Annotated in this window: 23 protein-coding genes; 9 read left to right on the top strand and 14 right to left on the bottom strand. The window is 66.9% G+C overall.

The features are described 5' to 3' along the window. The first annotated feature begins 7 nt into the window (after positions 1 to 7). Positions 8 to 481: a type II toxin-antitoxin system RatA family toxin gene (locus tag AC1RNQ_RS18795; RefSeq protein WP_493173611.1), complete on the top strand. Its 474-nt coding sequence runs from the start codon at positions 8 to 10 to the stop codon at positions 479 to 481. On the opposite strand, the gene AC1RNQ_RS18790 is transcribed toward AC1RNQ_RS18795, so the two are convergent. The 4 genes from AC1RNQ_RS18790 to ispF are packed head-to-tail and all read right to left on the bottom strand — an operon-like array spanning position 452 to position 3,532. Further along, positions 452 to 1,264, bottom strand: a complete 813-nt coding sequence (locus AC1RNQ_RS18790) for an SMI1/KNR4 family protein (protein WP_493173609.1) — start codon at positions 1,262 to 1,264, stop codon at positions 452 to 454. The genes AC1RNQ_RS18795 and AC1RNQ_RS18790 overlap by 30 nt on opposite strands. 21 nt (positions 1,265 to 1,285) lie before the next feature. Beyond that, positions 1,286 to 1,834 carry a CinA family protein gene (locus tag AC1RNQ_RS18785; protein WP_493173607.1) on the bottom strand — a complete coding sequence of 183 codons (549 nt, stop codon included), beginning with the start codon at positions 1,832 to 1,834 and terminating at the stop codon, positions 1,286 to 1,288. 8 nt (positions 1,835 to 1,842) lie between these two features. After that, positions 1,843 to 2,379 (bottom strand): hypothetical protein, encoded by a 537-nt coding sequence (locus AC1RNQ_RS18780; protein ID WP_493173605.1) that lies wholly within the window; start codon positions 2,377 to 2,379, stop codon positions 1,843 to 1,845. 1 nt (position 2,380) lies between these two features. Continuing rightward, positions 2,381 to 3,532, bottom strand: coding sequence for a 2-C-methyl-D-erythritol 2,4-cyclodiphosphate synthase (gene ispF, locus AC1RNQ_RS18775; protein ID WP_493173603.1), 1,152 nt, complete (start codon positions 3,530 to 3,532; stop codon positions 2,381 to 2,383). Positions 3,533 to 3,628: 96 nt separating this feature from the next. On the opposite strand from ispF, the gene dusB reads away from it, so the two are divergent. From dusB to hflX, 8 genes are all read left to right on the top strand, one after another. Next, the gene (dusB, locus tag AC1RNQ_RS18770; protein ID WP_493173601.1) at positions 3,629 to 4,627 is read left to right on the top strand and encodes a tRNA dihydrouridine synthase DusB; all 999 of its coding nucleotides are present in this window, start codon (positions 3,629 to 3,631) and stop codon (positions 4,625 to 4,627) included. Next, positions 4,624 to 5,715, top strand: coding sequence for a two-component system sensor histidine kinase NtrB (locus AC1RNQ_RS18765; protein WP_493173599.1), 1,092 nt, complete (start codon positions 4,624 to 4,626; stop codon positions 5,713 to 5,715). Before dusB ends, AC1RNQ_RS18765 begins: the two co-directional genes overlap by 4 nt. Continuing rightward, on the top strand, positions 5,712 to 7,127 hold the full coding sequence (ntrC, locus tag AC1RNQ_RS18760; RefSeq protein ID WP_493173598.1) for a nitrogen regulation protein NR(I): 1,416 nt from the start codon (positions 5,712 to 5,714) through the stop codon (positions 7,125 to 7,127). Before AC1RNQ_RS18765 ends, ntrC begins: the two co-directional genes overlap by 4 nt. Before the next feature lie 202 nt (positions 7,128 to 7,329). Then, positions 7,330 to 8,217, top strand: coding sequence for an ATP-grasp domain-containing protein (locus AC1RNQ_RS18755; RefSeq protein WP_493173596.1), 888 nt, complete (start codon positions 7,330 to 7,332; stop codon positions 8,215 to 8,217). 138 nt (positions 8,218 to 8,355) lie between these two features. Then, positions 8,356 to 10,647 carry a sensor histidine kinase gene (locus tag AC1RNQ_RS18750; protein WP_493173594.1) on the top strand — a complete coding sequence of 764 codons (2,292 nt, stop codon included), beginning with the start codon at positions 8,356 to 8,358 and terminating at the stop codon, positions 10,645 to 10,647. Further along, the gene (gene ntrX / locus AC1RNQ_RS18745) at positions 10,637 to 12,016 is read left to right on the top strand and encodes a nitrogen assimilation response regulator NtrX (RefSeq protein ID WP_493173592.1); all 1,380 of its coding nucleotides are present in this window, start codon (positions 10,637 to 10,639) and stop codon (positions 12,014 to 12,016) included. The genes AC1RNQ_RS18750 and ntrX overlap by 11 nt, the downstream gene beginning before the upstream one ends. Before the next feature lie 68 nt (positions 12,017 to 12,084). Then, positions 12,085 to 12,630, top strand: coding sequence for an RNA chaperone Hfq (gene hfq, locus AC1RNQ_RS18740; protein WP_493173590.1), 546 nt, complete (start codon positions 12,085 to 12,087; stop codon positions 12,628 to 12,630). Between the two features lie 47 nt (positions 12,631 to 12,677). Next, positions 12,678 to 13,982, top strand: a complete 1,305-nt coding sequence (hflX, locus tag AC1RNQ_RS18735; protein WP_493173589.1) for a GTPase HflX — start codon at positions 12,678 to 12,680, stop codon at positions 13,980 to 13,982. Here the strand turns inward: hflX and mazG are convergent. From mazG to AC1RNQ_RS18685, 10 genes are all read right to left on the bottom strand, one after another. Beyond that, positions 13,966 to 14,685 (bottom strand): nucleoside triphosphate pyrophosphohydrolase, encoded by a 720-nt coding sequence (mazG, locus tag AC1RNQ_RS18730; RefSeq protein ID WP_493173587.1) that lies wholly within the window; start codon positions 14,683 to 14,685, stop codon positions 13,966 to 13,968. The genes hflX and mazG overlap by 17 nt on opposite strands. 138 nt (positions 14,686 to 14,823) lie before the next feature. Continuing rightward, the gene (locus AC1RNQ_RS18725; RefSeq protein WP_493173585.1) at positions 14,824 to 14,997 is read right to left on the bottom strand and encodes a hypothetical protein; all 174 of its coding nucleotides are present in this window, start codon (positions 14,995 to 14,997) and stop codon (positions 14,824 to 14,826) included. Next, a complete protein-coding gene (locus AC1RNQ_RS18720; RefSeq protein WP_493173583.1) occupies positions 14,994 to 15,758 on the bottom strand; it encodes an MBL fold metallo-hydrolase in 765 nt (254 codons plus the stop codon). The genes AC1RNQ_RS18725 and AC1RNQ_RS18720 overlap by 4 nt, the downstream gene beginning before the upstream one ends. Before the next feature lie 142 nt (positions 15,759 to 15,900). Further along, positions 15,901 to 16,677, bottom strand: a complete 777-nt coding sequence (locus AC1RNQ_RS18715; RefSeq protein ID WP_493173581.1) for a TatD family hydrolase — start codon at positions 16,675 to 16,677, stop codon at positions 15,901 to 15,903. Continuing rightward, positions 16,677 to 18,251 carry a methionine--tRNA ligase gene (gene metG / locus AC1RNQ_RS18710; protein ID WP_493173579.1) on the bottom strand — a complete coding sequence of 525 codons (1,575 nt, stop codon included), beginning with the start codon at positions 18,249 to 18,251 and terminating at the stop codon, positions 16,677 to 16,679. Before metG ends, AC1RNQ_RS18715 begins: the two co-directional genes overlap by 1 nt. Positions 18,252 to 18,298: 47 nt before the next feature. Next, on the bottom strand, positions 18,299 to 19,279 hold the full coding sequence (locus AC1RNQ_RS18705; protein WP_493173578.1) for a DNA polymerase III subunit delta': 981 nt from the start codon (positions 19,277 to 19,279) through the stop codon (positions 18,299 to 18,301). Continuing rightward, positions 19,270 to 19,893: a dTMP kinase gene (tmk, locus tag AC1RNQ_RS18700; RefSeq protein WP_493173576.1), complete on the bottom strand. Its 624-nt coding sequence runs from the start codon at positions 19,891 to 19,893 to the stop codon at positions 19,270 to 19,272. The genes AC1RNQ_RS18705 and tmk overlap by 10 nt, the downstream gene beginning before the upstream one ends. Then, entirely contained in the window at positions 19,890 to 20,822 is a 933-nt protein-coding gene (locus AC1RNQ_RS18695; protein WP_493173574.1) for a D-alanyl-D-alanine carboxypeptidase family protein, read from the bottom strand. Before AC1RNQ_RS18695 ends, tmk begins: the two co-directional genes overlap by 4 nt. A gap of 5 nt (positions 20,823 to 20,827) precedes the next feature. Then, positions 20,828 to 21,826, bottom strand: a complete 999-nt coding sequence (locus tag AC1RNQ_RS18690) for a septal ring lytic transglycosylase RlpA family protein (protein WP_493173572.1) — start codon at positions 21,824 to 21,826, stop codon at positions 20,828 to 20,830. Beyond that, complete coding sequence (locus tag AC1RNQ_RS18685) at positions 21,810 to 22,874, bottom strand: lytic murein transglycosylase (protein ID WP_493173945.1); 1,065 nt, start codon at positions 22,872 to 22,874, stop codon at positions 21,810 to 21,812. The genes AC1RNQ_RS18690 and AC1RNQ_RS18685 overlap by 17 nt, the downstream gene beginning before the upstream one ends. Positions 22,875 to 22,932: the final 58 nt, after the last annotated feature.

Raw genomic sequence — 22,932 nt, 5'->3', positions numbered from 1 at the left:
GACCGAATTGCCGAGGCATCAGGAAAGCCGTCTGCTTCCGTACAGCGCCGAACAGATGTTCGCGCTGGTCGCGGATATCGCGCATTATCCTGATTTCCTGCCCTGGGTCGTCGCGCTCCGTATCCGCAGCGACAGCGAGCATGAGGCGGTCGCCGACATGATCGTCGGCTTCAAGGGGCTGCGCGAAAGCTTCTCGTGCCGCGTCCACAAACAGCGCCCGGACAGCGTCTCGGTGAGCTATATCGACGGCCCGATGCGCCACCTCACCAACGAATGGCATTTCGTGCCGACGGAAGACGGCGGCTGCCGCGTCGATTTCATGGTCGATTTTTCCTTCCGCAGCCGCATGTTCGAGGCGCTGGCCGGGCAGATGTTCGACAAGGCGCTCAGGAAGATGATCGCGGCGTTCGAAACGCGCGCCGATCAGCTTTACGGGATGGCGGGAGCTGCCTCAAAGATAGGGGCCGGGCGCCCCGAGTAGCTTGCGGGCGCCGTCGTGGAAATGGTCCGACGGGGGGTCGCGCAACGCGAATTCCCGCAACCGCTGTTCGCCGCTTTCCACTTCCAGCCGGAAATTGCCACTTTCGAGCAGGTTCGCGATCCAGCCGAGGAATTTTCCGAGCGATTCCGCGAGCACGATCTTCACATCCTCGTCGCGGCCGAACAGGATGACCTGTCCGACCCGGCCCTGCGGCCAGGGGTCGAGATCGAGTCCGATATGATTCCCCGAACCATCGTGGGTCAGCGGTATCCAGCGCGGATTGATATAAGCCGGGTCGATGGCGTCCTTGGGCCAGGCGCCGCCGGGCATCGGGTAGCGATCGCCCTTGAAGTAGGCGAGAATCTCGGCCCAGCTCCGCCACTGGGATTCGACAGCTGCCAGCGGAAGCAGCGGCAGTCCGTAGATATGCCCCAGCCGATCGTCGTTCTCGCCGTCGTGCCACCGGTATAGCTGGCGCCAGGAGGGTGGCAAATCGACGCCGACCAGGCGCTCCAGATGGTCGAGAGCTGCCTTGTTTGCAGGCGGATTGAAGACATATTTGTCCGCGGGAAGATGGGCAGAATACCATTTGTCCAGCCGAGCCAGAACGGGCGCGATATCTTCCTCCAGCAACGGCTTCGGCCGGCCCGGCGGCCTGACGGACGCAGCGTTCGATTGCCCTCCTCGTTGCGCCATCGAACCTGAAAAAATGAGAGTCGCCATCAGCGCAGCGATTCCTGCGAGGGAACCGCCAATCAGCAGTTTTCGCCTGTCTTTGTCCATGTCGTCAGGACTTTGCCGACTTCACGCCGGCAGCGCAATATCTTCCGACGGGCGCAGCGCGTCCCGCTCGGGCAGCAGCAGGTCGAGCGCGAAGAGCGTCGCGGCTTGGCGGATCGACGCGCGGTCGCCGCCCCCGAACTGCACACGCTGGGTGAAATATTCGTCGGGATCCTGTCCGCGCCGCCCGCGTGCGAAGACGACCTGGCCCACGGGCTTCTTCTCCGACCCGCCGCCCGGTCCCGCGATGCCGGTGACCGCGACCGCGACGTCGGCGTCGCTGTTCGCCAGTGCACCCGTGACCATCGCCCAGGCGGTCGCGAGCGAAACCTCGCCGAAGGTCTCCAAAATCTCGCTGCTCACGTCGAGCTGGCGCTGCTTGGCGTCGCCCGAATAGGTGACGAAGCCCGCCGAGAAGACGTCCGAGCTTCCCGCGATATCGGTGAGCGCGACGCACACCATACCGCCCGTACAGCTTTCGGCCGCCGCGACCTTGCGCCCTGCCGCGCGATTGGCGGCGAGCACGGCCTCGGCGAGGGCGCCGCGCGCCGTGATACGGTCCTGTTCCGACACGGCGAACCCTATTCGGCGCAGACGGCGGGCTGGCGCTGCTTCTCGGCGGGCTTGTCACCACCGGCCAGCGCCATGATCGCCGCCATGAAGTCGCTCGCCTGCCGCGGCGACATCGACGCCAGCGACGCCAGCAGCGTGTCGATGTCGCGGCACGACCCGGGCCTGATCTCGCCCTCGATCATCGCGGGGATCATCGCCTCGACCAGCGGCTGGAGCAGCTCGTCGGGCAATTTCTCCATCACCGCGGCGTCCTTCTCGCCGTCGTCCGCGCCGAACTTCATGAAGGCTGCGCGCGCGACGGGCCAATTGTCCGCTTGCACCGCGCGATAGTCGGCAATCATCGCTTCGACCCCGCTCGCGAGAAAGGCGTCGGTCGGCAGGTGCGTCTGGCAAGTGTCGCGCATCGCGCCGATCACCGACGGCATCGCATAGCCCATCATGCCGGCAATCTCGGCGCGCGTGATGCACGCCTGCGCCGCGGCCTGGCCCGGCAATCCCAGCATCGCCATCGCCGCGCCCGCGGCCAGCAAACCCCTGTTTTTCATCTCATTCCTTCCACAGGATCGTGGCGACGGCCTGCGCCGCCAGCCCCTCGCGCCGCCCGGTAAAGCCCAGCCCCTCGGTCGTCGTCGCCTTCACGCTTATCCGCGAAAGGGGGAGGCGCGCAATTTCCGAAATGCGCAATCGCATCGCCTCGCGGTGCGGCCCGACGCGCGGCGCCTCGCCGACGATGGTGAGGTCGAGATGCTGGATATCGCCGCCGCGTGTCCTCACGCGCTGCACCGCATAGTCCAGGAAGCGCCAGGATTCGGCGCCCTTCCACTGCGGGTCCGACGGCGGAAAATGGCTGCCGATATCGCCGTCGGCCGCTGCGCCGAGCACCGCATCGGTGATCGCGTGCAGCGCGACGTCAGCGTCGCTGTGCCCCGACAATCCGTGGCTGTGCTCGATCCGGATGCCACCCAGCCATAGCGGCTTGCCCGCCACCAACCGGTGCACGTCATATCCCATCCCGGTCGCGATCCGCATCGTCTCTCTCCGCACGCCGAGCAGGCTCTCGAGCATTGACAGATCCTCGGCAAAGGTCAGCTTGTGCAGCCGCGCATCGCCCGTAACCGCGACAACCTCCGCGCCCAGCCGCCGCACCAGCTGCGCATCGTCGCTCGCCGCCTCGCCCTCGGCCGACGCCGCATGCGCCCGCCGCAGCACGCCCAGCCGGAACGCCTGCGGCGTCTGCACCCGTGCCAGCTCCGACCGGTCGACCACGCTCGCATCGACCTGCCGCACGATTGTGTCCGCCACCGGCAGCACGGGGATCGCCGCCGCCGCGCCGCCCGTAATCGCTGCGACCAGCCGCGCAATCACCTCGGTGTCGACTCCCGGCCGCGCGCTGTCGTGCACCAGCACCACCGCATCGTCGGGCCAGTCGCTTAGCGCTGCCAGCCCATTCGCGACCGACTGCTGCCGCTCGGCCCCCGGCGCCGCGCGCGACCAGCCGGCGGGTAGAGCGATCTCGTCCGCGCTCACCAGCACGCCGGGATAGTCCGCGAGCGCGTCGAGGCTCCATTGCAGCACCGGCTTGCCGCCCAGCAATGCACGCTGCTTGGGCGCGGCAAAACCCGCACGCGTCCCGCGCCCGCCTGCAAGCAGGATCGCCACGACTTTCGGCTGATCGGAAAGGCCCGAGGATTCGTCCATCGCCAAGGCGGGTAGCGCAGCCCCGGCTTGCGGGAAAGCCGCTTAGCGTGTAGGGGCGTGCACAAATTTTAGGCAATTTGCACGAAAGTCTCCCCCATGGCGGCGTTGCGCCCCATCCAGATCGGTAACATCACCATCGCGGATCCCGTGATCCTCGCGCCGATGACCGGCGTCACCGACCTGCCGTTCCGCAAGCTCGTGCGCTATTACGGCTCGGGGCTCAACGTCACCGAGATGATCGCCAGCCAAGCCGCTATCCGCGAAACGCGCCAGTCGATCCAGAAAGCGGCCTGGGACCCCGTCGAGGAGCCCGTGTCGATGCAGCTCGTCGGCTGCACGCCTTATGAGATGGGCGAGGCGGCCAAGTTGAACGAGGACCGCGGCGCGTCGATCATCGACATCAACATGGGCTGCCCGGTGCGCAAGGTCACCAACGGCGACGCCGGCTCGGCGCTGATGCGCGACCTGAAGCTCGCCGCGGCGCTCATCGACAGCTGCGTCAAGGCGGTCAGCGTGCCCGTCACGGTCAAGATGCGCATGGGGTGGTGCCACGACAGCCTCAACGCCCCCGAACTAGCGCATATTGCCGAGGATCTGGGCGCGAAGCTCATCACCGTGCACGGCCGTACGCGCAATCAGATGTACCGCGGCGAGGCCGACTGGGGCTTCGTGCGCACGGTCAAGGACGCGGTCTCGATCCCCGTCATCGTCAACGGCGACATCTGCTCGGCCGGTGACGCCAGGATCGCACTCGCGCAGAGCGGCGCCGATGGCGTCATGATCGGCCGCGGCGCCTATGGCCGCCCGTGGCTGCTCGGGCAGGTGATGGCGGCGCTGCGCGGCGAGGCTGAGCGTCCCGACCCCGGCCTCGATGAACAATATGACGTCATTACATCGCATTATCGCGCGATGATCGACCATTATGGCGAAATGACCGGGGTCAATATGGCGCGCAAGCACCTCGGCTGGTACGTCAAGGGCCTCCATGGCTCGGCCGAATTCCGCAACAAGGTCAACCAGATCCCCGACAGCAGGGGCGTGCTGGGCGCTCTCGAGGCCTTTTACGGTCCGCACCTGACCAGGGCCGCTGCGTGAGCGCGCTGACGTCGAGCATCCCGAGTTTCGACCATGACGAGCTGATCCAGTCGCACCCCGTCGCGACGCTGCTCATCGACCGCAACGGCGTGATCCTCTTCGTCAACGCCGCTGCGGAACAGCTCTGCAACACCGGCCGCGCCGCGATGGTCGGCCATGTCGTCTATGACGTCATTCGCATGGACCGCAACTACCGCCAGCGGATGAGCGACCCCGCTTACTCCGCGCTCTTTGCGCACGGCGCCGACATCTCGGTCGGCGGGCGCAAGGCGATTTCGGTCGACATGCAGATGGTGCCCTATGGCGGCACTGGCCACCGCATCCTCGCGCTCGTCCCCTCGCAGCGCGAGGCCGAACTGATGGGCGGGTCGATCGGCCGCTCGGGCCGCGCCGCCGGCGCCGCCGCCTCGATGCTTGCACACGAGATCAAGAATCCGCTCGCCGGCATCCGCGGCGCGGCGCAGTTGCTCGCGCGGGGCGCCGACGCCGGCAAGGCGCGCTTCACCGAGCTGATCGTCGCCGAGGTCGACCGCATCGCGACGCTGATCGACCAGATGGAGCATTTCTCGCGCGGCCAGCCGATCGCTTGCGATGCGCTTAACCTCTACCAGCCGATCCACCAGGCGATGGAGGCGGTGCGCGCGCGCCAGCTGCCCGGCATCCGCTTTTCCGAGGATTTCGACCCCTCGCTGCCGCTCGTCCTCGGCAACCATGACGCCATGGTGCAAATTTTGCAGAACCTGCTGACCAACGCGTCCGAAGTGCTCGTCGGCCGCGACGACGGCGTCGTGCGCCTCGCCACGGCCTATCGCCACGGGCTGTCGATCGACAATGGCGACGGGCGCGGGCGCATCGCGCTACCGATCGAGGTCAGCGTCAGCGACAACGGTCCCGGCGTCCCCGCCGAGATCCGCGGCGATGTCTTCGACCCCTTCGTCACCACCAAGCGCGAGGGCAGGGGGCTCGGCCTCGCGCTCGTCGCCAAGCTCGCGCGCGACATGGGCGGCACCGTCCAGCATATGCGCGACGGCGAATGGACGCGCTTCCGCGTCCACCTCCCCGCCGCGCAGCAGGGGCGCAGCGCATGATCGGCAACACGATCTTGCTCGTCGAGGACGATCCGACGATCGCGCTGATCATCCGCGAAACCCTCGCCGAGGAATGCGGCAGTTTCGCCGCGGTGACCACCGTCGCCGAACGCAACGCCTGGCTCGCCGCGCACCGGCCCGACCTCGTCATCACCGACGTCGTGCTTCCCGACGGCGACGGCATCGACTCGCTCCCCGGCGCGGGGCTCGCCCCCGACGTCCCGGTGATCATCCTGTCGGCGCAGAACACGCTCGACACCGCGGTGCGCGCGACCGGCATCGGCAGCTATGATTATCTGCCCAAGCCCTTCGATCTCGAGGATCTGATCGCCAGCGTCCGCGCCGCGCTCGCGCGCCGCGGCAGCGAGCCAACGACGCAGCCCGACCCGGGCGCCGCCGACAGCCACGGGCTCGTCGGCCGCGCGCCTGCAATGCAGGCGGTTTATCGCACCATCGCCCGCCTCGCGTCGAACGACCTCGCGGTGCTGATCCTCGGCGAATCGGGCACGGGCAAGGAAGTCGTCGCACGCGCGGTCCACGCCACGGGCCTCCGCCGCGCCGGGCCCTTCGTCGCGATCAACATGGCCGCCATCCCGCGCGAGCTGATCGAGGCCGAGCTGTTCGGCCATGAAAAGGGCGCCTTCACCGGCGCGACCAGTCGCAACGCCGGACGCTTCGAACAGGCGGCGGGGGGCACGCTCTTCCTCGACGAGATCGGCGACATGCCGCTCGACGCGCAGACGCGGCTGCTGCGCGTGCTGCAAAGCAACGAATATTCGACCGTCGGGGGCAGCCAGGCACTGCGCGCCGACGTCCGCGTCGTCGCCGCCACGCACCGGGACATGCGGATGCTGATCGCCGACGGCCGCTTCCGCGAGGATCTCTTCTATCGGCTCAACGTCATCCCCGTGACCCTGCCGCCCTTGCGCGACCGCCGCAGCGACATCGCCGCGCTCGTGCGTCATTTCGTCGACAACGGCCGCAAGTCGGGGCTTCCCGACCGCCAGTTCGCGCCCGACGCGATGCAGATGCTGGAACGCTACGACTGGCCGGGCAACGTTCGCGAACTCGGCAATGTCGTCCAGCGCCTCGCGGTGCTGTCGCGCGACACGATCGTGTCGGTGCGCGATGTCGAGGCGGTGCTCCACGAAAGCGGCGACGGGATCTCGATCGTCGCTCCCGAGGACGCCATCGGCCGCGCGGTCGACGACTGGGCGCGCGAGGAGCTGGCGACCGATCATGACGGCACCCTCCACGAACGCCTCGAGGCGATCGTCGAAGCCGCGCTCTTCCGCCGCGTTCTCCGCGACGTGCGCGGGAACCAGCTGGAGGCGGCCCGGCGGCTGGGGATCAACCGCAACACCCTGCGCAAAAGGCTCGGCCAACTCGATATCGACCCGACGCGGGCATAGGGGCGGGTTTCGCGTGTTAGTTGCCGTTGCCCGGCGAAAGCCGGGGTCCAGATGGCAAGCACAGCCCTTGCATCCTGGGCCCCGGCTTTCGCCGGGGAACGGGGTAGGGCGGACGTCCGCCTCCACCCCAAACCCGACACCTCTCGCAACCAAGGCCGAAACCGGCCTTTTCAGATGCCCCCCGGCGCCGCATAGTGGAGGCATGTCTGCGCCCGTCGTCCTCTTTTGCGCCGATCCGCTCGATCCGCGCTCGGTCGAACCCGATTTCGTGGGCGAGGTCAGCAGGGCAGAATCGGCGGGCCTTCGGATCGCGCGGCTCGACCACGACGAGCTTGATCAGCGAATAGACCCGGTTCGCGCGCTGCGAAGGGCGCGCTTCGAGGATGACGGGAAAGCGGTCTATCGCGGCTGGATGCTGAAAAGCGAGGCTTACGCCGCGCTCTACGCCGAACTGGCCGATCGGGGCGTTTTGCTCCTGACGACCCCGGATCAATATGACGCCTGCCACCATGCCCCGGGCTCCTATGCCAGTTTGGCGCCCTGGATGCCGTCCACGCGATGGCTTGGGCTCGATGAGCTCGACGATCCGGATAGGCGGAAGGACGTTCTCGCCGATTTTCGGAACTCCCCGCTTATCATAAAGGATTATGTGAAGTCCCAGGCCTCGGGTTACTGGCACGAAGCCTGCTACATAAACGACGCATCCGATGCCGCGGAAGTCGCGCGCGTGGTGGATCGCTTTCGCGAGCTTCAGGGCGATAGCCTTGTGGGTGGGATTATATTCAAGGCTTATGTTCCGCTACTCCCGCTTGGCGAGCCGGCCCATGAATATCGGGCGTTTTTGGTCGACAATCGGGTCGTGGGCTGTTGGCCGCGATCCGAAGCCGCGAGCATGATCGGATCTCCGCCCGCCGACCTGCTCCGATCGGTTGCGAACAACGTGCCGAGCCCCTTTGCCTCGGCGGATTTCGCGCGGGATGGCGACGGGCGCTGGTGGCTGCTCGAGGTGGGCGACGGCCAGGTGTCGGGCCTTCCCAAAGCAGACGCCGCGTCTCCGATTTTTGAAGCCTTGGCGCCCCTTCTGAGCTGACCGCGTTCCAGCGTCGATAATTGGCTTCCGGCGGTTGCCTCAAAACCAAGCCCAACCGACCCGCTTTCCGCACCAAACTGTGGCCCTCGCGCACTTTGTGTGTTTTCTATGCAACAACATTGTCGTAGCAAGGTCACAATGGCGACCAGCGCTCCTTTGGCGAACGACAGCGATTCCGGCGGACAGAACACGCGCGCCAAGGCTTGGCAGTTCGCGGTTCCCGAATATTATGCGCTCGCGGTGATGCTCAGCGTCGGTATCGCGACCTATATCTTCGTCACCGGCGATGCGCAGAGCGAGCGGCTGCTCACCCCCGCGCTCGTCGCGGCGATCATGGTCGCGAACTTGCTGCCCGCGATGACCCTGATAGTTCTGGTGGGCAGTCGCGTCGCGCGCGCGCGCGCGACCAGCTCGATGGCGGGCGGCAACGGCCGGCTGCACGTCCGCCTCGTTGCGCTTTTCTCGCTGATCGCCGCGGCACCGACGATGCTCGTTGTGATCTTCGCGTCCTTGCTGTTCCAGTTCGGCGTCGACTTCTGGTTCTCGGACCGTTCGCGCGGCATGTTCGAAAACGCCGCGAGTCTCGCCGAGGGCTATTATCAGGAAAACCAGCGCGAGGTAGGGGCGAACACCATCGCGATGGCGAAGGATCTTGGCAATTTCCTCGAAAAGGTGCCCCCCGACGATCCGAATTTCTCAAGCTATTATTTCCAGCAGGTCGTTGTCCGGAACCTCAACGAATCGGCGGTGATCGAGATCGGCGCGGACGGCATCGCGCGGACCGCGGCAGGCGTCGACCCCGACAACCGTGCAGCGGAAAACCGTCTGCAGCCCGAAATGATCAAGCGGCTCGACGCCGGCGAAGATGTCGTCGTCGTTCGCCGCTCGGACCGGATCGAGGCGGCGACCAAGCTGCCGGGGGCGCAACGTGTTTATGTCTATGCCTCACGCGACTTCAACGTGCCGGGGTTTCAGCAGTCGGTGCGTGCGGGCACCGTGCTCGCCGACTATAATGCGCTGTTCCAGCGTTCGCAGCTGCTCCAGCTCCAGTTCAACGGCGCGCTCTATCTCGGGGCCTTGCTACTGCTCGCGCTCGCGGTGATCGCGGCGATCGTCGTCGCGGACCGTATCGTCCGCCCGCTCGGCACACTCGTCGGGGCGACGCGCACCGCCGCAGGCGGCGACCTGTCAGTGCGCGTCACGCCGTCGGCGCACGACGACGAAATCTCGGTTCTCGCGAACGCGTTCAACCGCATGACCGAGCAGATCCAGGGCCAGACGCACGCACTGGTCAGCGCCAACGAGCAGATCGAGGCGCGGCGCAGCTTCATCGAGGCGGTACTCAGCGGCGTGTCGTCGGCGGTGGTGTCGGTCGATGCCGAGCATCGCGTCCTTCTGGTCAACGCCGCCGCCGAGCGGCTGATCGGCAGCCGTGCCGACGAACTTACCGGGCGTCCGCTCGAAGAGGTCGCACCCGAACTCGCCCGGCTGATCACCGGCGAAGAGCGCGAGGCGGTGGTCCAGCTCGCGCGCAAGGAGGCCGAGCCCGCGACCCTCGCCGCGAAGGCGGTCGCGCAGGGCGATGGCTTCGTGCTCAGCTTCGAGGATATCACCCAGCAATTGCTCGATCAGCGCCGCGCCGCCTGGTCCGACGTCGCGCGCCGCATCGCGCACGAGATCAAGAATCCGCTCACCCCGATCCAGCTCGCCGCCGAACGCCTGCAGCGGCGCTTCGGCGACAAGGTCGAGGGCGATCGGGCGACCTTCCGCAAGCTGACCGACACGGTGATCCGCCAGGTCCACGACATGCGCCGCATGGTCGACGAATTCTCCAGCTTCGCGCGCATGCCCAAGCCGACCTTCGGCGTCGAAGACGTCCGCGACATATTGAAGCAGGCGGTTTTCCTCTTCGAGGTCGCCAAGCCCGACATCGAATTCAGCGTGACGATTCCCCACGAGATCGAGCCGCTCGTCTGCGACCGCCGCCTCCTGTCGCAGGCGCTGACGAACATCGTCAAAAACGCGGTGGAAGCTATTGAAGAAAAATCGCAAAGCTCGGAAACTTCACCCATCGGTCACATCCGCGCGATCCTCGACATGGGTGAAGATCGAGAAATTGCGATCAGCATCACCGACGACGGCATCGGCCTCCCCGACGCGCGCGACACGATCGCCGAACCCTATATGACCACTCGCCAGGGCGGCACCGGCCTCGGCCTCGCGATCGTCAAGAAAATCGTCGAGCAACATTATGGCGAGCTCGAATTCGCCGACAACCCCGCGGGGCAGGGGACGCGCGTCACGCTGACGCTCCATCCCGATCGCTTGCGCCCGTTGATGGGACGCGGCGCGGACACGACGACAGGGCAGGCTGAAACGGTTCCCGGGCGCTTCCGAAACCGCCAGGACAGAGAAGAATATGGCGCTTGATATTTTGATCGTCGACGACGAGCGCGACATTTGCGAGCTGGTCGCCGGCGTCATGGAAGACGAAGGCTATGAAGCGCGCACGGCGTCGGACAGCGATGCCGCACTCGAGGCGATCCGCCAGCGGCGGCCGTCGCTGGCGCTGATCGACGTCTGGCTGCAGGGCTCGCGCCTCGACGGATTGGGCCTGGTCGAGGCGATCAAGGCCTTCGACCCGACGCTGCCGATCATCGTCATTTCGGGGCATGGCGGGCTCGATACGGCGGTCGCGGCGATCCGCCGCGGCGCCTTCGATTTCATCGAAAAGCCGTTCGAGGCCGAACGCCTGCTCCACCTCGTCGCGCGCGCGACCGAGAGCGAGCGGCTGAAGTTCGAATATGAGCGCCTCCGCGAGCGCGCCGGCCCCGCCGACGAACTCACCGGCAGCAGCGCCGCGATCAACAACGTCCGCGCGACGCTGAAGCGCGTCGCCGGCACGGGCAGCCGCGTCCTGATCACCGGCGCTGCGGGGGTCGGCAAGGAAGTCGCGGCGCGCGTGCTCCACGGCTGGAGCGGGCGCCAGACCGCACCTTTCCGCGTCATCTCGTCGGCGCGCATGGATCCCGAGACGGTCGAGGCCGAACTCTTCGGCGCCGAAGGCGACGACGGCACGATCCGCGTCGGCCTGCTCGAACAGGCACATGGCGGCACCTTGTTCCTCGACGAGGTCGCCGACATGCCGCTGACGACACAGGGCAAGATCCTGCGCGTGCTGACCGATCAGAGCTTCACCCGCGTCGGCGGGCGCACGATGATCCGCGTCGATGTCCGCATCATTTCGGGCTCGGCGCGCGACCTTATGATCGAGATCGCCGAAGGGCGCTTTCGCGAGGATCTTTATTACCGGCTCAACGTCGTGCCGGTCCACATCCCGTCGCTGCGCGAGCGGCGCGACGACGTCGCGTCGCTGTGCGAACATTTTGTTGGCCGCTACGCCGCCGATCGTCATGCACCGCCGCCCGAGATCAGCGGCGAGGCCATGGCCGCACTCCAGGCGCACGACTGGCCGGGCAATGTCCGCGAACTGCGCAATGTGATCGAACGCGTGATGATCCTCGCCCCCAGCGACCGGCTGGGACGGATCGACGCCGACATGTTGCCCGCCGAGCTGGTGCGCGGCGGCGCCGACATCCTGCCCAACGCCGAATCGATCACCGCGATCCCGCTCAAGGAGGCGCGCGAGAATTTCGAGCGCGAATATCTGCGTATCCAGATCAACCGCTTCTCGGGCAATATTTCGCGCACCGCGACCTTCATCGGCATGGAGCGCTCGGCGCTGCATCGAAAGCTGAAGCTTTTGGGTTTGACCGATAATTCGGAGAATGAAGTCTAGCGCGCCATGGCTTTGCGCTAGACCTGCGGCGTGCTTTGTCGCATATTGGCCACGCCAAGGCGAAGGCAATGGTCCGCAAAGGGCCGTCAAGCGGTTTCTGCCGCCAAGAACAGGAGGCCAATGTGTCCGATAAAAACCAGAATCTCCAGGATCTCTTCCTCAACGCCCTGCGTCGCAGCAAGACACCGGTGACGATGTTCCTCGTCAAGGGCGTCAAATTGCAGGGAATCATCACCTGGTTCGACAATTTTTCGTTGCTGCTGCGCCGCGACGGACAGTCGCAGCTTGTCTACAAGCACGCGATCTCGACGGTGATGCCGTCGCATGATTTCGACCTCGCGTCGCTCGGCAACGATATCCGCGAGGCACCGGCGAGCAAGGGCAAGGCGTTGCAGGACGTGTTCCTCAACGCGGTGCGCAAATCCGACGAATCGGTGACGATGTTCCTCGTCAACGGCGTGATGCTGCAGGGCGATATCGTCGCGTTCGACCTGTTCTGCATGCTGCTCGAGCGCGAGCGGCAGGTGCAGCTGGTCTACAAGCACGCGATTTCGACGGTGCAGCCCAATGGGCCGATCAACCTGAGCGATAGCGAGCCCGAAGGCGAAGCCTGATCGATATCGTAGCCGAAAGCGAAGAGGTAACGCGCGGCGCGACCGCGGTGCTGATCGTGCCCGAGTGGCACGGGCAGCGGCTGTCGCGCGACCTCGACGCGCGCGCCGAGGAGGCGAAGGGGCTCGCGCTGGCGATCGGGCTGGAGGTCGTGGCGGTGTTTCCGCTGCGGTTGCGGCAGACGCGCGCGGCGACCTTGCTGGGCGTCGGGCAGGTCGATGCGATCAAGGCGGAAGTTGGCGAAGGTGCCGCGCAGCTCGTCATCGTCGATGCGGCACTTACCGCGATCCAGCAACGCAATCTGGAGACGGCTTTTGGGACCAAAGTCATTGATCGTACAGGATTAATTCTCGAAATCTTCGGCGAGCGGGCCGCCACGGCCGAGGGGCGACTGCAGGTCGAGTTGGCCCACCTCGATTATCAGGCGGGGCGGTTGGTGCGCAGCTGGACCCACCTCGAGCGCCAGCGCGGCGGCTTCGGCTTCCTCGGCGGGCCGGGCGAGACGCAGATCGAGGCCGACCGGCGGATGATCCGCAACCGGATGGCGCGTATTCGCAAACAGCTGGAGGAGGCGCGGCGGACGCGGCAGCTGCAGCGGTCGAAACGCCAGCGCGCACCGTGGCCGGTGGTCGCGCTCGTCGGCTATACCAACGCCGGAAAGTCCACTTTTTTCAATCGCCTGACGGGAAGCGACGTCATGGCGGAAGACATGTTGTTCGCGACCCTCGACCCAACGATGCGCGAGATTCGGCTGCCCGGCATCGACAAGGCGATCTTGTCCGACACCGTCGGCTTCGTGTCCGACCTGCCGACCGAACTGGTCGCTGCGTTCCGTGCGACGCTCGAGGAGGTCACCACCGCCGACCTGATCGTCCACGTCCGCGACATCGTCCATCCCGACAGCGACGCGCAATATGCCGATGTTGTCGCCATCCTCAATTCGCTGGGCGTCAACGGGCCGCAGGGTGGCGGGGAAGGGGGCAAGGATGCGCCCGATGTGATCCCGCAGATCGAGATATGGAACAAGCTCGACACCGCCGACCCCGAACGCCGCGAGCAGATCCAGGATATGGCGGCGCGGCGTTCCGACGTCGCGCTGATCTCGGCGGTCAGCGGCGAGGGCGTCGAGGGCGCGCGCACGCTCATGGCGTCACGATTGACCGCGCTGCATAAGGTCCAGCGCATCTTCCTGCGCTACGAAGAGGGCGAGGCGGCGGCGTGGCTTCATGCGCGCGGCGAAGTGCTGGGCGATACGCCCGAGGGCGAGGGGCATGTGTTGACGGTGCGGCTCGATCCGGCCGATGCCGCGCGGTTCGAGCGGCTGTGGCCGAGCGAGGCTACTCCGACGCCTTGACCGCCTGCCAGTGCGCTTCCTGCGCGTCGAGCGACAGGCCCTGCAGCGATCCGCCGGCCTGGGCTTCCATGGCGGCAAAGCGCCGCGCGAATTTTAAATTGGCGTCACGCAGCGCACCCTCGGCATCGACGCCGAGCTTGCGCGCGTAGTTGACGACGGCGAAGAGCAGGTCGCCGACTTCTTCATGGCGGTGCGCGTCGCTGGTCGCCGCGGCGACTTCCTCAAGCTCCTCAGCGATCTTGTCGCGCGGGCCTTCGGTATCGGGCCAGTCGAAGCCCACGCGCGCCGCGCGCGACTGGAGCTTCTGCGCGCGCAGCAGCGCCGGCAGCGACAGCGCGACGCCGTCGAGAGCGCCCTTGGGGCCGCTCGCGGCGCGCTCGTCGGCCTTGATCGCCTCCCATTGTTTGCGCACGTCGGACGTCGTGACGTCACCGAAGATATGCGGATGGCGGCGTTCCATCTTGGCGGAGATCGCGTCGGCGACATGGTCGAATGCGAACAGGCCTTTGTCGGCAGCGATCTGGCTGTGGAAGACGACCTGGAGCAACAGATCGCCGAGTTCGTCGCAGATTGCCGCGGGATCGCCGCCGGCGATCGCATCGGCGACCTCATAGGCTTCCTCGATCGTATAGGGCGCGATCGTGTCGAAATCCTGCGCCAGATCCCATTCGCAGCCGCCGTCGGGGTTACGCAGCTGACGCATGACGGAGAGCAAGCGGTCGATGGAGGATGCGGGGGAAGCGGGAGCATCTGCTGGCATCACTTTATCCGATAATATATATTATGTTAAATATAGAAACAGGATTGGAGGGATGGGATCGCGTTTCAGTGTGGTCCGCGGCTATGTTACCGCCTGCCAGGTCCGGATCACCAGAAACACCAGCCCGAAGATTGCGACCCATGCGAGCGCCATCTTGACCCAGTCCTTGAGCGGCAGCTGGCGCGCGAGCAGCGAGCTGATCACAAGGGCCAGCGCGCCGACGCTCCAGATCAGGCTTACCGTCATGTCGCTCATAACTGCACCTCCAACCCGTCGTAGCCTGGCTCGACGCCCGGCGGCAATTCACCGGCAAGGTCGTCATAGTCCATCGTATTGTCCATATGCGTGATGATCGCACGCGGATTGCCGACCTTTTCGAGCGCCGCGAGCGTCATTGCCAGATGCGGATGCGTCGGATGCGGGTAGCGGCGCAGCGCGTCGATCACGAACAGGTCGACGCCCTGGAAAAAGTCGACCATCTCGTCAGTGAACTTAGAAAAATCAGTGGCATAGCCGACCTTGTGCGCACCGTCGCTGAAGATCAGGCCGCTCGCCTTGATCGGCCCGTGCGGCATTTCGATCGCCGACACCTCGATCGGGCCGATCGCTTGATGGTCCTTGAGGTCGATCGGATCGACCGACGCCGGATAGCCGGCGTTGCCGGCAAAAGCGTAGGTAAAGCGCCATTTGAGCGTGTCCAGCACATGGTCGCGCGCATAGCAGGGCACCGCCGAACCACGCAGATGCATGACCTGGCGCAGGTCGTCGAGCCCGTGGGTGTGATCGGCATGCTCGTGCGTCCAGATCACCGCATCGACCTCGCCCACTTCGGCGGCGAGCAGCTGGAGCCGCATGTCGGGGCTGGTGTCGACGAGGATGCGATAGCCGCCAAGCGCGATCAGGATCGAGGCGCGGCTGCGCAAATTGCGCGGGTTTTCGGGGTCGCACTGGCCCCAGTCGTTGCCGAGCCGCGGCACGCCCGACGAGGTGCCGCAGCCGAGGATGCGGACCTTCATGGTCTCATGACCAAACTCAATCCGTTCGTGCTGAGCTTGTCGAAGCACCGTCCTTCTGCCTGGCGCGTCGAAGAAAAGAACGGCCCTTCGACAAGCTCAGGGCGAACGGAAAAGATTGAGATGCCAGCGACATGGCGTGACGTCATGGCGTCGCCTTGCTGAAAAGCGCGTAGAAATTGGCGCCCGTCGCTTCGCCTAACGAGACGCGATCGTCGCCGCGCAGTTCGGCCAGGAAGGACAAAGTGTCCGCGACGAAGGCCGGCTCGCCGGTCTTGCCGCGGTGCGGGACGGGGGCGAGAAAGGGGGAGTCGGTTTCGATCAGCAGCCGGTCCTGCGGCAGCCATTTGGCGGTCGCCTGAAGCTCGGCGGCGTTCTTGAAGGTCACGATGCCCGAGATCGAGATATAAAGGCCGAGGTCGAGCGCCCGCTTCGCGAAATCGTCGCTCGCGGTGAAGCAGTGGATGACGCCGGGGAAGGCCGCCCTGCCCATCTCCTCGCCCAACAGCGCGAGCGTGTCGGCCTCGGCATCGCGCGTGTGGACGATGACGGGCAGACCGGTTTGCTGCGATGCGTGGATGTGGCGGCGGAAGCTGTCCTGCTGTCGCACGCGGTCGCTCTTGTCGTAATAATAGTCGAGCCCGGTCTCGCCGATCCCGATCACGCGCGGGTGCGCGGCGCGCTCGACCAGCTTCGCGGTGTCGACATCGGGATGATGGTCGGCGTCGTGCGGATGGATGCCGACGCTGGCCCAGACATCGTCATTGGCCTCGGCGGCAGCGAGCACATCGTCCCATTCGCTCTCGCGCGTCGCGATGTTGAGCATCGCGGTCACGCCGCGGTCGCGCGCACGCGTCAGCACTTCGCCCTGCTGTTCGGCAAGACCCTTGTAATTGAGGTGGCAGTGCGAATCGACGAGCATTACGCCTCCCCTTCCCCCTCGGGCAATTCGAGGCGCGGGAAGATCGGGACCGGCTGGCCGACGGTGAAGCCGCTGTCGGCGAGCGTCGCAAACCAGTCGGGGTCGGCGAGCGCCGCAGAGTCGCGCGCGTCTTCAGCGATGCCCATCTGGCCGAGCAATGTGTCCGCCGCCGCTGGCACGACCGGGCGGATCGCGATCGCGAGCGTGCGCACCGCCTGGAACAGGGTCATCAGCACCGCGCGCATGCGTTCGGGGTCGGTCTTGCGCAGCGCCCAGGGCGCCTGCGCATCGACATATTGGTTGCAGGCGAAGACCGCGCGGATCCAGTCCTCGATGCCGACCGAGAAAGCGAGTTGCTCGAATTCGCGCGGCAGGCGTTCGGTCGCCATCGCGTGGAGGTCGGCGAGCAGCTCGGCATCTTCCTGCGCGGGCGCATAGTCCGCCGAAAGCTTGCCGTCCAAATTCTTGAAAATCATCGATAAGCTGCGCTGCGCGAGATTGCCGAAGCTGTTCGCTAGATCGGCGTTGGCGGTGCGCACGATCGCTTCGGCCGAATAGCTGCCGTCCTGGCCGAAGCTGACTTCGCGCAGCAGATAATAACGCAGCGCGTCGACCCCGAAGCGCTCGGCGAGGGTCATCGGGTCGACGACATTGCCGAGCGACTTCGACATCTTCTCGCCGCGGTTGAGCAGGAAGCCGTGGCCGAACACCTGCCTGGGCAGCGGCAGCTTCGCGCTCATCAGGAAGGCCGGCCAGTAAACCGTATGAAAACGAACGATATCCTTGCCGATCATATGGATGTCGGCGGGCCAGAACTTGCCCCATTCGCTTGTCCGATCGGGGAAGCCGAGCGCGGACATGTAAGTGGTGAGCGCATCGACCCAGACATACATGACATGTCCCGGCGATCCCGGTACCGGCACGCCCCAGTCGAAGCTGGTGCGCGAGACGCTGAGATCCTTTAAGCCCCCCTCAACGAAGCGCAGTACCTCGTTGCGGCGGCTTTCGGGGCGGATGAAATCGGGGTTCTCGTTGTAGAGCGCGAGCAGCTTGTCCTGATAGGCCGAGAGGCGGAAGAACCAGCTTTCCTCGACGGTCCATTCGACCGGGGTGCCCTGCGGCGAGAGCCTGGCCTCCCCCTCCCCCTGGAGTTCGCCTTCGTCGTAAAAGGCCTCGTCGCGGACCGAATACCAGCCTTCGTAGCGGTCGAGATAGAGATCGCCGTTGGCCTCCATCGCGCGCCACAGCGCCTGCGACGCGTCGTGATGCGCGGGATCCGACGTGCGCATAAAATGATCGAAACTGATATTCAGCGTGGCATACATCTCGCGGAAATATCCCGACATTTCATCGGCGAGCTCGATCGTCGGGCGGCCCTGGTCGCGCGCGGTCTGATACATTTTCAGGCCATGCTCGTCGGTGCCCGTGGTCAGCCGCACATCGCGGCCGCGCGCGCGCTGGAACCGCGCCATCACGTCGGTCGCTATCGCCTCATAGGCATGGCCGATATGCGGGCGGCCGTTGGGATAGCTGATCGCGGTGGTGATGTAGAAGGGGGTCTTGGTGTCGGACATGGCCGCGCCTTAGCGGGTGCGGGGCGTCAGGGGAAGCGCGTCGTCGGTTATCTTGCTGCCGCTTTCGGCGCCAGTTCGGCGAGGCAATTGCCGATTTCGAAGCCGACCATCGCGCCGTCGTACGAGCCGCGGATCGCATCGCGGACGGTACGCTGGACGCGGTCCCACTGCGCGAGCACCGGCGCGATTTCGGCGAGCGGGCGTTCGCGCGCGAGCCGGGCGAGCAGGCCGGGGACGATGTCGATGACGAGTTCGAGCTTCGCGCGGTTGCCGGTGCCGGCGACCTCGCGCGCGAGCGCTTCGCGCAGGCGGTTGTCGGGGTCGCCCGAGGTGGCGATCGCGAGCAGTTTCTTCTCCGTCGCGGCGACGTCGCTGTCGACCAGCTCGAGCGCCTTGCCGGGGATGCCGCCCGCCGCGGCGACGGTCGCGCGGACCTCGGCCATCTCGGTCATCGGGCGCTTTTCGTGCAGCCACGCCGTCATGACGTCACGCTCAACGGGTTGAAAACGCAGCGTTCTGCACCGCGAACGGATCGTCGGGAGCAGGCGGCCCGGCGAATGGCTGACGAGCAGGAAGACGGTCTGCGCGGGCGGTTCCTCGAGGGTCTTGAGCAATGCATTGGCGGCGTCGGTCTCGAGGTCGTCGATCGCATCGACGATGATCGCGCGCCAGTCGCCCAGCGAGAGCGAGAAGTGCAGGCGGCGGATCATGCCGCGGATCTGGTCGATCGTGATGTTGCGCGCGAGATCCTTGCCCTTGTCTTTCACCTGGCGCGCCAGGTGGAGGATTTCGGGATGGTTGCCGGCATCGACGAGGTGATCGGCGGCGGCGTTGCCGGGGTCGTCGAGCGACGGCGCCCGCCCCTGCCCGCCCGGACCGTGCGTGACGAGGAAGCGCGCGGCGCGCGCGGCGAAACCGGCCTTGCCCATCCCCTGCGGCCCGGCGAGCAGCCAAGCGTGGTGGAGCCGCCCGGCAGCCCAGGCTTCGAGGAAGGCCGCTTCGGGGGCTGCGTGGCCGATCAGAGCCATGGCGCGAGATGCTCCAGGAGGCGGGACGTCACGGCGTCGGGGGCGCCGCCGGCGTCGATCACGCGCCAGCGCGCGGGCTCGGCGGCGGCGAGCTCGGCGAAACGCGCGGCGAGGCGCGCCTGATATGCGGCGGACTTGTTGCCCATGCGATCGGCGCCCGCGGCGTCGCGCACCGACAGGCGGCGCGCGGCTTCGTCGGTGCCGAGCGTGAGCAGGAAGGTGCGGTCGGGGAGTAGGCCTTCGGAGCCAACCGCGTGGAGCGCGAGGATGTGGGCGTCGGTGAGTCCGCCGCCCCCGCCTTGGTAGGCGCGCGACGAGTCGACGAAGCGGTCGCAGATCACCCACGCGCCGCGCGCAAGCGCCGGGCGGATGGTGCGCGCGACATGGTCGGCGCGCGCGGCGGCGAAGAGCAGCGCCTCGCTACGCGCGTCCCAGCGATCGTCGCTTCCTTCCATGAGGAGCGTGCGGATCGCCTCGGCCCCCGGGCTGCCGCCGGGTTCGCGCGTGGTGACGACGTCGATGCCGCGCGCGGTGAGCGCAGCGGCGAGCGCGCGGAGCTGGGTCGACTTGCCAGCCCCTTCCCCACCTTCGAGCGTGATGAAGCGCCCGCTCACCGCGCGGCGACGCGCTGGCGCGAAGGCTGGGCGAAACCCCAGTCGATCAGCCGCGCGGCTTCCTCGCGGCGCGCTTTTTCGCTCGTCAGGCCCGCGACGACCATCACCAGCCGCCGCCCGCCGCGCTTGGCCGAGCCGAGGAAGCAATAGCCCGCCTCCGACGTGTGCCCTGTCTTGAGCCCGTCGGCACCTGCGAGCCCGAGGATCGGGTTGCGGTTGGGCTGGACGATCGGCGTGCCGTCGGGCGCGGTGCCGTGCTGGAGCTTCGGAATTGCGAAATAGCGCGCATAGGCGGCGGAATGGTCGCGGATCAGCCGGTCGGCGAGCGTGACGAGGTCGGCAGCCGACACCTTGGTCATTCCGCCGTCGGGCCAGCCGTTCGGCGTGCCGAACTTACTCGATTTCATGCCAAGTGAGGCCGATATAGCATTCATTCTTTTGACAAATTTATCCTCGCTGCCATCGATGCCGACCGCGAGGACCGCGGCGGCGTCGTTGCCCGAGACGGTGATCAACCCCTTGAGCAGGTCATCGACGCTGACCTTTTCGCCGGGCGTGAGGAACATCGACGAGCCGCCGTTGCCCGCGCGCCATTTCTTCCATTCGGCCTCGCCGACCGTGAACCGGGTATCGCGCGACAATTTGCCCGCCTTGATCAGGTCGAGCACGACATAGGCGGTCATCACCTTGGCCATCGAGGCGGGCGAGAAGCGCTGGTCGGCGCCGCGCGAATAGAGGATCGCGCCCGAATCGAGATCCTTGAGCATCACGATCGGCGCCTGCGGCACATAGGCGGCGGCCTGCGGCGCGGTCGGCACGGCCTTCGGCGGCGCGGCCTTGGTCTGCGCCGAAACCGACGTGCCGTGGACGAGCAGCAGCAGCGCCAGCGCGGCGCCCCCTGCCCCAGCGATGGAGAAGCGACCCGGCATCGGGATCAGCGGTCGCGCTGGACCTGCGCGTCGCGGAATCCCTTGGCCTTGGCTTTGCCGACGGCGGCGAGCGCGTCGGCTTCGCTGGCATAGGGGCCCATGCGCACGCGCCACAGATTGCCCGCCTTGATCGCGGTGCCGCCGACCGATTTAGCGGCCGACTTGGCGCGCGTCTCGCCGCTGAAGGCCGCGACCTGGACGACATAGCTCCCGGTGGCGGCGGGCTTGGATGCAGGCGCTGCGGCGGGTTTCGGCGCGGGCGCCTTGGTCGCCGCGGGTTTCGCGGGCACGGGCCTCGACGCGCCCGGCCCCTCGACGATGAAACGGTCGCCGCCTGGTGACGGCGCGGAAGGTGTGGACTTGCTGGCGGTCGCGGTGACGGCGCCCGCGGGAACGGGCTGGCCCGCGAGCTTGCCGCGCAGCAGCACGAGCAGGGCGTCGGGGGTCGCGAGCCGCTCGGCGACGGGCTGGCCGCTGTGCAGCTGGAGCTTTTCGGAGGTGGGCGGATTGGTGCGGCGCACGCGCACCGCGGCGAGCCCGCTATTGAGGCCGAGCTGCTGCGCGGCGCCACGCGACAGGTCGATCAGCCTGTCGTTCGCCATCGGCCCGCGGTCGTTGACGCGGACGAGGACCGTGCGCCCCGTGTCGAGCGCAGTGACCTCGACATAGGAGGGCAAAGGCAGCGTCTTGTGCGCCGCGGTGATCGCGTCGGGGTCGAAGGGCTCGCCGGTCGCGGTCGGGCGCCCCGCGAGTTCCTCGCCATACCAGCTCGCATAGCCGACATCGTCATAATCGGCGATATCGGCGGGGGTGTAGGTGATGCCGCCGACGGTGAAGGGCGCGCCGAGCTTGGGCGAGCCGTCGACGGCCGCCGGGCCGCCGGCGGGCGCCGGCGCGGGTGCCGCGCTGGGCCCGCTGTCGCGCTTGCCGTCGAAACTTCCGCAACCCGTCAGCACGAGCATCGCCCCCGCGACCAGCCACCCCCCGTTAGCGATCGATTTCATCCGCCAATAACCCCACAGACAATGCGTAAAAGTTGGAACAATTGTAATCGAGTATCGCACGATAGTTGCCGGTCAGCAAATAGGCGGTTTTTCCGGGGCCATCGGGTTCGAGCAGGGTCGCCTGGACCTGATCGGCGGGCCAGCGTCCGCCGGCGGGGACGATGCCGTCGGCGCGCCATTCGGCCATCGAGCGCCAGCGGCTGTGGCGTTCGAACACGCGCGGGCAGCGCGTCGCCTGGAGCCGGCTCGCGACGCGCGCGCGGTTGAAGCCGTCGGGAACGCGCACCGCGACGCCCCATGGCTGGCCTGCGCGCCATCCGGCGCGGCGGAGATAGGCGCCGATCGATTCGATCGCGTCGGCCTCGCTCGACCAGATGTTTGCGCGGCCGTCGCCGTCGCCGTCCTCGGCGACCTCGAGATAGACCGAAGGCAGGAATTGCGGATAGCCGAAGGCGCCGGCCCAGCTGCCCTTGAGCACCTGGCGCGGGACGCCGCGCTCGACCATCTGCAGCGTCGCGAGGAATTCGGGCTCGAACAGGCTGCGGCGGCGCCCCTCATAGGCGAGCGTCGCGAGCGCCTCGGGCAGGTCGAAATTGCCGGTGACCTGGCCATAGGCGGTCTCGTGGCCGAAGATCGCGATCATGATGCTGGTCGGCACGCCGGTGCGCTGCTCGATGCGCGACAGCAGGGGCAGCAGCCGGTCGTGGACACGGCGCCCGCCGCCGATGCGCGCGGCGTCGACATGCTTCGCCTTATAGGGCGCGAAGGCGGGGATCGGGGTGTTCGGGCTGGGCGGGCTGCCGAGATTGTCGCGGTCGAGCGCGACGACGCGCGCATTGTAGCGCAGCCCCGCGGTGACGCGGTCGAAGGTCGCGCGCGAAACGCCCTTCGCCTGCGCCTTGGGCCATAGCGACTGGACATAGGCATCGAAGCCCGGATCGCCGCTGCCCTGCGCGTGGAGCGGCGCCGAGGCCGCCATCGTCCAGGCCGAGGCGACCACCGCCGCCAGCCCTATAAAGCGGGCGATTCCAGAAGTTTTGCGTCGCATCATGTCCACCCCATAGGGATGATGTGGCACGGATGCACGTGTCATGAACAGGGGGCCG

This window comes from Sphingopyxis sp. GW821-FHT12F08 (assembly GCF_058806755.1).
This window is presented reverse-complemented; position numbering and strand designations above follow the sequence as displayed.

Coding starts and splice junctions, on each gene's coding strand:
- AC1RNQ_RS18790 (WP_493173609.1), bottom strand. CDS start 1,264: ATGGACAAAGACAGGCGAAAACTGCTGATTGGCGGTTCCCTCGCAGGA.
- AC1RNQ_RS18780 (WP_493173605.1), bottom strand. CDS start 2,379: ATGAAAAACAGGGGTTTGCTGGCCGCGGGCGCGGCGATGGCGATGCTG.
- ispF (WP_493173603.1), bottom strand. CDS start 3,532: ATGGACGAATCCTCGGGCCTTTCCGATCAGCCGAAAGTCGTGGCGATC.
- dusB (WP_493173601.1), top strand. CDS start 3,629: ATGGCGGCGTTGCGCCCCATCCAGATCGGTAACATCACCATCGCGGAT.
- ntrC (WP_493173598.1), top strand. CDS start 5,712: ATGATCGGCAACACGATCTTGCTCGTCGAGGACGATCCGACGATCGCG.
- AC1RNQ_RS18755 (WP_493173596.1), top strand. CDS start 7,330: ATGTCTGCGCCCGTCGTCCTCTTTTGCGCCGATCCGCTCGATCCGCGC.
- AC1RNQ_RS18750 (WP_493173594.1), top strand. CDS start 8,356: ATGGCGACCAGCGCTCCTTTGGCGAACGACAGCGATTCCGGCGGACAG.
- ntrX (WP_493173592.1), top strand. CDS start 10,637: ATGGCGCTTGATATTTTGATCGTCGACGACGAGCGCGACATTTGCGAG.
- hfq (WP_493173590.1), top strand. CDS start 12,085: ATGGTCCGCAAAGGGCCGTCAAGCGGTTTCTGCCGCCAAGAACAGGAG.
- mazG (WP_493173587.1), bottom strand. CDS start 14,685: ATGCGTCAGCTGCGTAACCCCGACGGCGGCTGCGAATGGGATCTGGCG.
- AC1RNQ_RS18725 (WP_493173585.1), bottom strand. CDS start 14,997: ATGAGCGACATGACGGTAAGCCTGATCTGGAGCGTCGGCGCGCTGGCC.
- AC1RNQ_RS18720 (WP_493173583.1), bottom strand. CDS start 15,758: ATGAAGGTCCGCATCCTCGGCTGCGGCACCTCGTCGGGCGTGCCGCGG.
- AC1RNQ_RS18715 (WP_493173581.1), bottom strand. CDS start 16,677: ATGCTCGTCGATTCGCACTGCCACCTCAATTACAAGGGTCTTGCCGAA.
- metG (WP_493173579.1), bottom strand. CDS start 18,251: ATGTCCGACACCAAGACCCCCTTCTACATCACCACCGCGATCAGCTAT.
- AC1RNQ_RS18705 (WP_493173578.1), bottom strand. CDS start 19,279: ATGGCTCTGATCGGCCACGCAGCCCCCGAAGCGGCCTTCCTCGAAGCC.
- AC1RNQ_RS18695 (WP_493173574.1), bottom strand. CDS start 20,822: ATGCCGGGTCGCTTCTCCATCGCTGGGGCAGGGGGCGCCGCGCTGGCG.
- AC1RNQ_RS18690 (WP_493173572.1), bottom strand. CDS start 21,826: ATGAAATCGATCGCTAACGGGGGGTGGCTGGTCGCGGGGGCGATGCTC.
- AC1RNQ_RS18685 (WP_493173945.1), bottom strand. CDS start 22,874: ATGCGACGCAAAACTTCTGGAATCGCCCGCTTTATAGGGCTGGCGGCG.